Source organism: Flavobacterium sp., from assembly GCF_031409475.1.
GTDB lineage: Bacteria > Bacteroidota > Bacteroidia > Flavobacteriales > Flavobacteriaceae > Flavobacterium.
This window is the reverse complement of record NZ_JANNXH010000029.1, coordinates 132,931-144,704: the sequence shown is the minus strand read 5'-3', so window position 1 is coordinate 144,704 and position 11,774 is coordinate 132,931. Positions and strand designations below refer to the sequence as shown.

10 protein-coding genes are annotated in these 11,774 nt (G+C 32.8%); 5 read left to right on the top strand and 5 right to left on the bottom strand.

Annotation, left to right across the window (positions count from 1 at the left end):
• From RMO53_RS06170 to htpG, 4 genes are all read right to left on the bottom strand, one after another.
• Positions 1-180 (bottom strand): cation transporter (locus RMO53_RS06170; RefSeq protein WP_310379015.1); only part of this gene is annotated, 180 nt, incomplete at its 3' end.
• 54 nt (positions 181-234) lie between these two features.
• On the bottom strand, positions 235-1,107 hold the full coding sequence (locus RMO53_RS06165; protein ID WP_310379014.1) for a DUF3347 domain-containing protein: 873 nt from the start codon (positions 1,105-1,107) through the stop codon (positions 235-237).
• Between the two features lie 93 nt (positions 1,108-1,200).
• The gene (locus RMO53_RS06160) at positions 1,201-1,566 is read right to left on the bottom strand and encodes a hypothetical protein (RefSeq protein ID WP_310379011.1); all 366 of its coding nucleotides are present in this window, start codon (positions 1,564-1,566) and stop codon (positions 1,201-1,203) included.
• Between the two features lie 161 nt (positions 1,567-1,727).
• The gene (gene htpG / locus RMO53_RS06155; protein ID WP_310379009.1) at positions 1,728-3,629 is read right to left on the bottom strand and encodes a molecular chaperone HtpG; all 1,902 of its coding nucleotides are present in this window, start codon (positions 3,627-3,629) and stop codon (positions 1,728-1,730) included.
• Between the two features lie 180 nt (positions 3,630-3,809).
• Between htpG and RMO53_RS06150 the strand changes: the two genes are divergently transcribed.
• The 4 genes from RMO53_RS06150 to RMO53_RS06135 all read left to right on the top strand — a co-directional run bounded on the left by RMO53_RS06150 (position 3,810) and on the right by RMO53_RS06135 (position 7,152).
• On the top strand, positions 3,810-4,283 hold the full coding sequence (locus tag RMO53_RS06150) for a hypothetical protein (RefSeq protein WP_310379007.1): 474 nt from the start codon (positions 3,810-3,812) through the stop codon (positions 4,281-4,283).
• Between the two features lie 14 nt (positions 4,284-4,297).
• Positions 4,298-4,987 carry an OmpA family protein gene (locus tag RMO53_RS06145; protein WP_310379005.1) on the top strand — a complete coding sequence of 230 codons (690 nt, stop codon included), beginning with the start codon at positions 4,298-4,300 and terminating at the stop codon, positions 4,985-4,987.
• A gap of 105 nt (positions 4,988-5,092) precedes the next feature.
• Positions 5,093-6,040, top strand: coding sequence for an ABC transporter ATP-binding protein (locus tag RMO53_RS06140; RefSeq protein WP_310379003.1), 948 nt, complete (start codon positions 5,093-5,095; stop codon positions 6,038-6,040).
• A gap of 104 nt (positions 6,041-6,144) precedes the next feature.
• Positions 6,145-7,152 (top strand): beta-ketoacyl-ACP synthase III, encoded by a 1,008-nt coding sequence (locus RMO53_RS06135; RefSeq protein ID WP_310379001.1) that lies wholly within the window; start codon positions 6,145-6,147, stop codon positions 7,150-7,152.
• 94 nt (positions 7,153-7,246) lie between these two features.
• Here RMO53_RS06135 and RMO53_RS06130 read toward each other — a convergent pair whose 3' ends face one another.
• Positions 7,247-9,613, bottom strand: coding sequence for a TonB-dependent receptor domain-containing protein (locus RMO53_RS06130; RefSeq protein WP_310378999.1), 2,367 nt, complete (start codon positions 9,611-9,613; stop codon positions 7,247-7,249).
• 259 nt (positions 9,614-9,872) lie between these two features.
• Here RMO53_RS06130 and argS point away from each other — a divergent pair, with 259 nt between their 5' ends.
• The gene (argS, locus tag RMO53_RS06125) at positions 9,873-11,651 is read left to right on the top strand and encodes an arginine--tRNA ligase (RefSeq protein ID WP_310378997.1); all 1,779 of its coding nucleotides are present in this window, start codon (positions 9,873-9,875) and stop codon (positions 11,649-11,651) included.
• Positions 11,652-11,774 lie beyond the last annotated feature (123 nt).

Below are 11,774 nucleotides of genomic sequence, written 5' to 3'. Positions count from 1 at the left end.
TTTGTCTAAAACTTTTTGTAAGTCGGATAATGCAATGTGTTTATCCATTGTTATTGTTGCAGTTTCTAAATCTTTTGAAACGGCAACATTTGTAACGTTTTCAATAGTTATCAAAGCCGATTTTACTTTTGCTTCACAACTTGAACAAGTCATTCCTGTTAATTTATAGGTATGTGTCATTTCTTTTGAGTTTAAAAAAGGCGAAGCCCAAAAAAGGGCTTCGCCAAATTAAATTTATTTTATAGTTTCCACCACTTTACCACAACTTAACATCATAGAACCATAATAAGGATTTTTTACAGCATTTTCTTTGCTTAACCAATTAGCACCTTTACCATTGTTTGCCATTGAGCAAAATTGGTAATAGGTTGGCGTTTCTTGTTTTGATACTTTGATTAAATCATACATATTTTCAGAAAGTGTATCAAAATGGTCTCTTTGGTGTTTTGCATCTTTGGTGTCTGCAATATGTTCCGCATCTTCTTTTATGTTTTTCAAAACTTTCATCCAAACATTGTGTTCGTCTGTTTTTAAAGTTTCCATTTTCACAACATTTATTGCTGAAAGTAATGCTGTTGCTTTTGCTGATGCAGTGTTACCATCTGTTTTTACTAACGCATCTTTTACAGCAAAATAATTGTCAAAAACGGCTTTTAGTTGGTTGGTGTCTTGAACTTCAACTTTTGGTGTTTCAGTATGATTTGCGTGATTGCTATGGTCTTCTGTTACGGTTTCTGTTTTAGGTTCAGTTTTCACAGCAACTTTTGCATCTCTGTCGTATTGACAACAACCTGGCAATTTTGAATAAGCGTTATCTGGTGCAAGAAACTTGTCGCTGTCATAACCACCTAATGCGATACGTTTTAAAATTGCATCTTGATTTGTTTTTTTACTATCGTAAGTTAAAGTTGCCATTTTTGTATCTACGTTCCAATCGACTTTGGCTATTTTTTTAAGATTACCTGCTTTTTCAATTGTTTTTTCGCACATTTCGCAGTTTCCATAAATTTTGACTGTTTCTGTTTTTGCGTTTTTAATTTGTGCATTGCACGATGTGAATGATAACAATATTGTAATTGCTACCAATATTTTTGATATTAGTTTCATTGTAATAAAATTTTAATTTTTGTTAAATAAATAATTTTGAAAGCAAAGTATTTGCTATCGACAAGACAGACTTTTGGCTGCCAAAGTTTGGAATTATTTTATTTTTGGCGGAAGCCAAACAGAAGAAAAAGCCGAAGAAATAAAGGTTTTTGAATGATAAAATTTTGGTTTTTCTATAGAAAAATAAAAATCATTATCTTTGAATTCAATTTGGTAGCATTCAATTATACTTAAGTTTACGAACGGAGAAGAAGTGCAGTTTGAATGACCACATTTTCCACCACAACTATTGTCCTGTTCGTTAGATTGTTCGTTTTTGCAACAGTCTTTCTTTTCGGTTTTGGAAGAGATTTCTTTTTTGCAACACGATTTTTCGATTTTAGTACCACACGCATAACTCAAAGAAGGCAACAAAAAGATACCAAGCAATAGAATTATAAATTGTAACCGTTTTTTCATCTTACAAAACTAATATTTTTTTCTTTTTTTTAAGTTAAAATTTCTTTAAAGTTCATTCACTGATGGCTATTCGTAATCTGTGGATTGTGAGCAAACATCAAAAAAAAACCTGCAAATCTTCACTCGCAGGTCTCCATACTCAATTTTAATCACTTATTCTACTATTTAATCAATTCAAAACTTCTTTTTACAAAAGCCGTTAGATCTTCTCCTTTGAGTAAGTTTTGTGATAATTTTGCCAAATCTAATGCTTGTTTTACTAAATTTTCTTGTGCTGATTTGTCTTTATTGTTCAAAATATTGGTTGCCAACTCTGAATTAGTATTTACTACTAAATTATACATTTCGGGCATATTTCCCATTCCAAACATTCCGCCGCCACCAGACTGACTCATCTCTTTCATACGACGCATAAATTCAGGTTGGGTGATAATAAATGGCGATGCTTGACTGTCTAAAGCTTCTAATTGAACCGAATACGTTTGTTTAGGAACGATTGTTTCTAATACTGTTTTCAAGCTTTCTTGCTCTTCATCAGATAATTTAGAAATTGTAGTTTCTTCTTTTTTAATCAAATTATCAATATGGTCAGAATCCACACGAACGAAAGTTACCTCTCTATTATCACCTTCAATTTTTTGAATTAAATGGGAGATAATTGGAGAATCTAATAACAGTACTTCGTATCCTTTTTCTTTTGCAATTTCGATATAGGAGTGTTGTGACTCTTTATTTCCTGCATATAAAACTACTAATTTTCCGTCTTTATCAGTTTGTTTTTCCTTTAGGTTTTCTTTCAATTCTTCTAAAGTGAAGTATTTATTGTCAACTGTAGGGTATAAAACAAAAGCACCCGCTTTTTCGTAGAATTTATCTTCAGAAAGCATTCCGTATTCGAGAACAATTTTGATGTCGTTCCATTTTTGCTCAAAATCTCCTCGGTTTTCTGTAAACAACGATTTTAATTTATCGGCTACTTTTCGAGTGATATAATTCGAAATTTTCTTTACTGCTCCATCCGCTTGTAATCCAGAACGAGAGACGTTTAACGGAATATCTGGTGAATCAATTACACCACGCAACATGGTTAAGAATTCAGGTACAATTCCCTCAACATTGTCCGTTACATAAACTTGGTTTTGGTACAACTGAATTTTGTCTTTCTGAATTTGCATGTCAGAACCCAATTTTGGAAAATACAAAATACCAGTTAAGTTAAACGGATAATCTACATTCAAGTGAATATGAAACAACGGTTCTTCAAACTGCATAGGATAAACTTCGCGGTAGAAATCTTTGTAATCAGTATCGGTCAAATCCGTTGGTAATTTTGTCCAAGCTGGATTTGGATTGTTGATAATGTTGTCCACTTCAACTTCGGTAAAAATGTTGTCTTTGTCTTCTTCTGCAACAAACTCGCCTTTTTTCTGTTCGATTTTCTCGGTTTTGGTTCCAAATTTAATTGGAATAGGCATGAATTTATTGTATTTGTTCAATAAGCCAGAAATTTTAGCATCTTCTAAAAATTCAAGTGAATCTTCGGCAATATGCAATATAATTTCTGTACCACGAGTTGTTTTGTCAGCTGGCTCTAAAGTGAATTCAGGACTTCCGTCGCAAGTCCAATGTGCTGCTGGTTCATCTTTGTAGGATTTAGTGATGAGTTCTACTTTTTCAGCAACCATAAATGCGGAGTAAAATCCAAGACCAAAATGTCCAATAATACCTGAATCTTTGGCAGAATCCTTGTATTTGTCAAGAAATTCTTCGGCTCCAGAAAAAGCAATTTGGTTGATGTATTTTTCCACTTCTTCGGCAGTCATTCCCAATCCTTGATCAATGATATGAATTTTTTTTCCTTCTTTGTCGATTTTTACTTCCAGAATAGGATTTCCATATTCTACTTTGGCTTCGCCAATGCTTGTTAGGTGTTTAAGTTTTAATGTAGCGTCGGTTCCGTTTGAAATTAATTCCCGCAAGAAAATTTCGTGATCACTATATAAGAATTTCTTGATTAAGGGAAATATATTTTCTACCGAAACATTAATTTTACCTGTTGACATATCTTTTGAATTTAAGTTTTATAATTTTTTTATAAATTCGTTTCAAATAAGATACCAATTGCAATTGAAGTGACAAATTGTCGTAACTGTTAATTTTGAAACAAAATAGTTTAATTATAAAACAATTTAGATTATTAGCATCGTATCTTTGTATAAGTTTAATCTTAAAAATCTTAAAGAATGAAAAAACTACTTTTATTTGGCTTACTCGTATTTATAGCATCTTGTAAGACACAATCTGTAACCAGTACAAAATTAGATCAAAAATCAGAACGCACAATTAAAGGAAACTTTACTCTTACTGCAGTGACTTATCCTGGTTCAGAATACATTAAAGTCAACTCGTTTGACATCGCAGATTCTAAATGTTTTATTGGAAGTACGTGGAAATTTGTTTCTAATAACAACAGAGGAAATATGGCTTTAACGGCTGTTAATTGCCCGGTTTTTGCATCTGATATTACTTGGTTTATAAACAAGGAAGGACAATTTGTTATGAAAATACTTTCAGCTGACATAAAAGCCAAAAAAGTAACCGAAGGATATGTGCTAATAGTTGCCAATCAAACCGAAACTTCTTTTCAATTAATTGATAAAATTAATGTTGGTGGAAAAGCAACAGATGTAATGTACCAATTCCAAAAAGTTAATTAATAAAAACTACAATTATGAAAAATTTTAAAATAATAGCATTAGCATTAGTATTCACAACAGCTACTTTATTTACAGGTTGTGAAGCTGTAAAAAATACAAATAATACGCAACGTGGAGCAGGAATAGGCGCTGTAGGTGGAGCAATAATTGGTGGAATTCTAGGAAATAATCTAGGAAAAGGTGGAAACGGTGCATTAGGCGCGGTGCTTGGCGGAGTAATTGGTGGTGCAGCTGGTGGAGTAATTGGAAACAAAATGGACAAACAAGCCAGAGAAATAACTACAGCAATTCCTGGTGCCGATGTAGAGCGTGTAGGCGAAGGAATTAAATTGGTTCTAAATGAAAATGCAGTACGTTTTGATACTAATAAATCGACATTAACTGCAACTGCAAAAGCTAATTTAGATAAATTGGTTCCAGTTTTTAAAGATTACGCAGATACAAATATTGTGATTTATGGCTACACAGACATCACTGGATCGGCAGATTATAATTTGAAACTTTCAACTGAAAGAGCAGCGGCTGTTAGAAATTATTTATCGAGTAAAGGATTGGTTTCAACAAGATTTAATATAACTGGATTAGGAATTGCGGATCCAATTGCTTCAAATGAAACTCCAGAAGGTAGAAAACAAAACCGTCGTGTTGAGTTTGCTATAACTGCAAATACTAAAATGATTGAAGATGCTCAAAAAGGGCAATAAAAATTAATTATTGATCGAAAATATAGAAGCTGTTTCGTAATGAAGCAGCTTTTTTTGTTCCTAAATTAAAAATAAACATTGTAAATTTGGTTTCAAATTTAGAAAATGCTCGAAATAAAAAACATCTCCTTTGCTTACCAAAAAAATCTTGTAATTGATGCTGTTAGTTTTACAATTGACAAAGGTCAGAATGTGGCCATAATAGGCCAAAGCGGTTGTGGTAAAAGCACCTTGTTAAAACTAATTTATGGTTTGTATGATTTAAAACAAGGAACAATTTTCTATAACAATAAACCCATACTTGGACCTAAATTCAACCTGATTCCAGGGGAAGATTACATCAAATACTTAGCACAAGATTTTGATCTTATGCCCTACATAACTGTAGAGGAGAATGTGGGTAAATTTTTGTCAAATATGTTTGTAGCTCAAAAAAAAGCGCGCGTTCAAGAACTATTAGCCCTTGTTGAAATGACTGAATTTGCGAGAGAAAAAGCAAAAAATTTAAGTGGTGGTCAACAACAAAGAATCGCATTGGCAAGAGTTTTGGCACTTGAACCAGAAATCCTTTTGTTAGACGAGCCTTTTAGTCAAATAGACACTTTTAGAAAAAATTCATTGCGTAGAAATCTCTTTGGCTATTTAAAACAAAAACAAATCACCTGTATCATTGCGACTCATGATAGCACTGATGCGTTGTCATTTTCGGATGAAACTATCGTAATGCAAAATGGTAAAATCAGTGCCATAAACGCTCCGAAAATCCTTTTCGAAAATCCTACTAATACCTACATAGCTTCGCTTTTTGGAGAAGTAAATGAACTTCCTATTCATTTATTAAAACCAACAAATGACCATCAAAAAACAAAATTAATTTATGCGCATCAACTCAAAGTTGTCGTTGCTTCGGATTTTAAAGTAGTCGTAAAACATTCTTTTTTTCGAGGAAATCATTATTTAATTCAGTCGGATTATTTAGGTCAAGCTGTTTTCTTTGAAAGCAAAATGGCTTTTGCAATTGATAGCATGGTTTTTTTGGCATTAAATAGTTAATTTTTAACATGAAACTGATGATTACAAAATAATCACTAAATTGTGTTCGTGCTTTTTAAAAGATGTTTAAATTAGCATTCCAAATTATAATAAATACAAAATATATGTACCATTCAAAAATAGCAGGTTTAGGACATTATGTTCCTGAAAACGTAGTAACCAATGATGATTTGTCAAAAATTATTGACACTAATGACGAATGGATTCAGGAACGAACAGGTATTCAAGAACGACGACATATTATTCGTGGCGATGATACAACCACAACAATGGGAGTAAAAGCAGCAAAAATAGCCATTGAACGTGCGGGAATTTCAAAAGATGATATTGATTTTATCGTTTTTGCTACATTAAGTCCAGATTACTATTTTCCTGGTCCAGGCGTTTTAGTACAACGTGATTTGGGTATAAAAACCGTTGGCGCATTGGATGTAAGAAATCAGTGTTCCGGATTTGTATATGCGTTATCGGTTGCAGATCAGTATATCAAAACGGGAATGTACAAGAATATTTTGGTTATAGGTTCTGAATTGCAATCAACAGGATTAGACATGACTTCACGTGGTCGTGGTGTTTCTGTAATTTTTGGGGATGGTGCAGGAGCAGCTATTGTAAGTAGAGAAGAGGATTTAACCAAAGGAATTTTATCCACTCACTTGCATTCCGAAGGGCAACATGCAGAGGAATTATATGTAAATTCTCCAGGAATGGGAAGCCGTTGGGTTACTGACATTCTTGCCGATAATAATCCAGATGATGAAAGTTATTTTCCGTACATGAACGGTCAATTTGTGTTTAAAAATGCGGTAGTTCGTTTCAGCGAAGTTATAAACGAAGGATTGCAAGCCAATAATTTACAAGTTTCGGATATTGATATGCTGATTCCGCATCAAGCAAATTTGAGAATTTCACAGTTTATTCAAAAGAAGTTTGGCTTACGTGACGATCAAGTTTTCAATAACATTCAAAAATACGGAAACACTACAGCTGCTTCTATCCCAATCGCTTTGACTGAAGCTTGGGAACAAGGAAAAATAAAAACGGGATACACTGTTGTTTTGGCTGCTTTTGGAAGTGGTTTTACATGGGGAAGTGTTATTATTAAATGGTAAATTTTTGATTTAACAATGTTATTTTTTATCAAAAAACCCAGAGTTGGCATACTCTGGGTTTTCTTCTTTTTTAAAACAAATTTTAAAACTATTTTTAAATAATACCACCACTTCCTTGTGTGGTGTTTTTATCACGTTGTTTTCTTTGAATGGCTTTGTTTTTTCCAGCTCCAAAACGATAGTTAAACCCAACATAAGCAGATTGACTTTCCCAATTAAATTGTCCTACACTTTTTTTAGGTTTGTCGCCTTCAAAAGCAAAATTCATGGTGTTGAAAATATCACTTACGCGAGCCGTTATTGTTCCACTTCCTTTTAGAACTGTTAGACTTGATCCAAAATCTATTTTCCACATTGGTTCTCTCAAAAATTGCAAGCCTAAATCACGTCCGCTGTACATTGCAAATAATTGAAAACGTAAATTTTTGTTTGCTTTGAATGTGTTGCTAACGCGAGTATTAAATGTAGTAACAGTAATCGAAACAGGTTCATTTGCTACAATTCCATTTATTTTTTTGTGGTAAGCATCTAAACTCACATTGGAGCTAAACCATTTATTGAATTGCAAATTTCCAGAAATCTCAAATCCATAAGCGTTATTGTCATCGAAGTTGTCATAAGACAAAATAATTTTTTCGGGATTGGTTGGATTTTCGAATACCACTCTTGTAATTTCATCGTTAATTTTTCTATAAAAAACACCAGTTGTTATTGAACCAATTTTTGTTTTTCGGGTGTAATTCAACTCGTATGAATTTGTAAACTGTGGAAATAAATTTGGATTTCCTTCTGAATCAATTTGTGGCGTACTCCATTCTCGTATTGGGTTTACTTGTCCTAAACTTGGACGGTCAACACGTCTTGAAACACTCAAATTGAAAGAGTTTTTTTCGCTTGGTGTGTAATTAATAAAACCAGATGGATACAGTGTAAATAAATCATCCTCAAAAGTAGCATCAGTTTCGCTTACTTTTTTGAACAAAGCCTTGGCATTGTATTTTTCAAAACGCGTTCCGGCTTGTGCACTCCATTTTCCCCATTGCTTAGAGAATGTGGCATAGGCGGAATAAATTTCTCTTTCGTAATCAAAATTCGAATTGTAAGCATTGTTCAATTGAAAATCATTCTCTGTATTTTCTATTCTGCTTTCTAAACCCAACTCCAGTTTCGTTGTTTTGGATAATGGGTTGGTGTAATCTAAATTGAGTAAGGTGTTTTTTCCTTTAGTTGTAATATAATTTGTTGAAGGAATGTTAAATACCGAATCTTCGATATTGTCGTTACTACTATAATTGTACTCTAACTCTAGATTATGCCCTTCTTTTTTAAAGTCTAATTTATAATCAAAATTGTAGGTTTGAGAGTCATTATCATTTTTATTATCAAAGAGTTGTAAGGCATCTATTTCTAAAGGATCAACATAATCTACAGTGACTACAGATTTACCAGTTCCTTTAAACATATTTTGAGTAGTGTAAAACGAAACCGTGTTCTTTTCATTCAAATAATAATCAAAACCTACTTTTGCTAAATGGGATGTATTGTTGTTTTTAAACTTAAAATTTTGAAAATTTTCTTCACCCGTTTCTAAGGTATTTACAAACCCCTTATTTGCTTGTATGCCAGTATTAAAACCATAATTACCATAGATATTAATCTTTCCGGTACGATAATTCATATCGAACGAAGAATTTAATTTAGGCGTTATTCCAAAGGTTACTCCGTTGTTAACACTTCCGTTGAAACCTATTTTACTGTTTTTATTCAGTACAATATTTATAATTCCACTCATTCCTTCAGGGTTGTATTTTGCCGAAGGATTTGTAATCAATTCGATTTGTTTGATAGACGAAGACGGAATTTGTTGTAATAATTGCGAAGCTTCAATGGTAGTAGGCTTTCCATCAATTAATATTCGAACATTAGAGTTTCCTCTTAAGCTAATTGCATTGGTCTGTGGGTCAACACTTACTGATGGAATGTTATTCATAATCTCCGAAGCTGTTGCTCCAGACGAAATTAAATCTTTCCCTATATTAATAACTTTTCTATCAATTTTTTGTTCAATGGTTGTGCGCTCATTTACAACTTCTACTTCGGCAAGTTGCGTGCTGTCTTCTTCTAATGAAATTGTATTTAGATTTATAGTTTTATTGGATTCTGACAGCAAAATCTCCCTAGTTGTAGTTTTATATCCTATAAATTGAATTTCAACAGTGTAGTTTTTTAGTTCTAAATTTTTTATTGTAAAAGTCCCGTTTTCTAAAGTTATTCCACCAGTTACAACCTTGTTTTCATTTTTTACAACAATGTTTACATACGAAAGTGGCTCATTTGTTTTTTTATCAATTACCTTTCCTTGGATAATTCCTGTTTTAGCTGGAGCAGGTTCTGTCGTGTTTTTTGCTTGTATCGAAAACACAGTTCCAAGTACAAAAAGGACAATAAGTTTAAATTTCATGGTAATTTAATTTTGATTGATGATTCAATAAATTTTTAAATTTCAAACAAAGAAATACTTCAAATTCTAAAAACAATCCGCTATTTCTTCTATAAAATCTACTTACTAGACTTTTAAAAGTTAAAATTGTTACACTTTTTCAAATAAAAAATTATTTTAAAAATGTAAATACCACATAATTACTTGTAAATTATCTGCTTATCCAATTTTAAATTTCCTTGATTATGACTATATTTGCACGCTTAAAAACAAATTAAAAATGACATTATCTCAATTGCTAAAACCTTCAATAGAAAAAGCTATCCACGAATTATTTGGAGTTGCTATTGACAAGTTAGAATTTCAATCTACAAGAAAGGAATTTGATGGCGATATCACATTGGTCATTTTTCCGTTATTGAAAGTGGTTAAAAGTAATCCAGTAGAATTAGGAAATAAATTAGGCAACTATTTAGTCGAAAATGTTCCCGAAGTCAACCGTTTTAACGTCGTTTCTGGCTTTTTGAATGTTGTTGTTTCGGATGCATATTATTTGAATTTTTTCAACAAAATTAAAGATGTTGATAAATTTGGTTTTGTTACTTCAACTGAAAATGATTCGGCAATATTGGTCGAATATTCATCGCCTAATACTAATAAACCGTTGCATTTAGGACATGTTCGCAATAATCTTTTAGGCTATTCGGTTGCTGAAATCATCAAAGCTTCGGGCAAAAAAGTCTGTAAAACCCAAATTATAAACGATAGAGGAATACATATTTGCAAGTCAATGCTCGCTTGGCAAAAATTTGGAAATGGAGAAACGCCAGAATCTACAGGATTAAAAGGAGACAAATTAGTCGGGAATTATTATGTAGCATTCGATAAAGCGTATAAAGAAGAAATTGCCCAATTAATTAGTCAAGGTAAAACCGAAGACGAAGCCAAAAAGCAAGCCCCAATAATTCTCGAAGCGCAAGAAATGTTGCAAGATTGGGAAGCTGGAAAACCAGATATAATCGAGCTTTGGAACACAATGAACCAATGGGTTTACGAAGGTTTTGCAGTTTCGTATAAAAATTTAGGCGTAAATTTTGATAAATTTTATTACGAAAGCAATACCTATTTATTAGGTAAAGATGTGGTGCAAATAGGTCTGGAAAGAGGCGTTTTCGAAAAGGAAGCAGACGGTTCAGTTTGGATCGACTTGACGGATGAAGGTTTAGATCGTAAAATCGTATTGCGCTCAGACGGAACTGCGGTGTACATGACACAAGATATTGGAACAGCGATTCAGCGTGTAAAAGATTTTCCTGACGTGGGCGGAATGGTTTACACCGTAGGCAACGAGCAAGATTATCACTTTAAAGTTTTGTTTTTGATATTGAAAAAGTTAGGTTTTGATTGGTCAAAAAACCTGTTTCATTTGTCCTACGGAATGGTCGATTTGCCTTCGGGGAAAATGAAATCTCGAGAAGGAACCGTTGTCGATGCCGATGATTTGATGCACGAAATGACCGAAACCGCTCAAAAAATTTCTGAAGATTTAGGAAAATTAGACAGTTATTCGCAAGACGAAAAAGTAAAATTGTACAACACAATTGGTCTTGGAGCTTTGAAATATTATATTTTGAAAGTAGATCCAAAAAAACGAATCCTATTCAATCCAGAAGAATCAGTAGATTTTGCAGGAAATACAGGACCATTTATACAATATACGTATGCCAGAATTCAATCGATTTTGCGCAAAGCCAATTTTGATTTTATCTTACCAAGCGCAGTTGAGGTGTTGCACGAAAAAGAAAAAGAGTTAGTAAAACAACTCGAATTATTTCCAGAAGTGATTCAAAATGCGGCAGAGAATCACAGTCCAGCTCTTGTTGCAAATTACACCTACGATTTGGTTCGAGAATACAATTCGTTTTATCAAGCAGTTCCAATTTTAGGAGAGGAAAATCTAGAAAAGAAAATATTTAGAGTTCAATTGTCCAAGAAAGTGGCTGAAACTATAAAACTAGCATTTGGATTATTAGGAATCGATGTTCCAGAAAGGATGTAATTTATAAATTATAAAAACGGCTTCAATATCAGGTCGTTTTTTTGTTATTGTAAAGTTGAAAATGACTTGCCAATATTCTAATTATCTAATTGTCTAGTTGTCTAATTAGTTTATATTTGCAAC

Coding starts and splice junctions, on each gene's coding strand:
- RMO53_RS06165 (WP_310379014.1), bottom strand. CDS start 1,107: ATGAAACTAATATCAAAAATATTGGTAGCAATTACAATATTGTTATCA.
- RMO53_RS06160 (WP_310379011.1), bottom strand. CDS start 1,566: ATGAAAAAACGGTTACAATTTATAATTCTATTGCTTGGTATCTTTTTG.
- htpG (WP_310379009.1), bottom strand. CDS start 3,629: ATGTCAACAGGTAAAATTAATGTTTCGGTAGAAAATATATTTCCCTTA.
- RMO53_RS06150 (WP_310379007.1), top strand. CDS start 3,810: ATGAAAAAACTACTTTTATTTGGCTTACTCGTATTTATAGCATCTTGT.
- RMO53_RS06145 (WP_310379005.1), top strand. CDS start 4,298: ATGAAAAATTTTAAAATAATAGCATTAGCATTAGTATTCACAACAGCT.
- RMO53_RS06140 (WP_310379003.1), top strand. CDS start 5,093: ATGCTCGAAATAAAAAACATCTCCTTTGCTTACCAAAAAAATCTTGTA.
- RMO53_RS06135 (WP_310379001.1), top strand. CDS start 6,145: ATGTACCATTCAAAAATAGCAGGTTTAGGACATTATGTTCCTGAAAAC.
- RMO53_RS06130 (WP_310378999.1), bottom strand. CDS start 9,613: ATGAAATTTAAACTTATTGTCCTTTTTGTACTTGGAACTGTGTTTTCG.
- argS (WP_310378997.1), top strand. CDS start 9,873: ATGACATTATCTCAATTGCTAAAACCTTCAATAGAAAAAGCTATCCAC.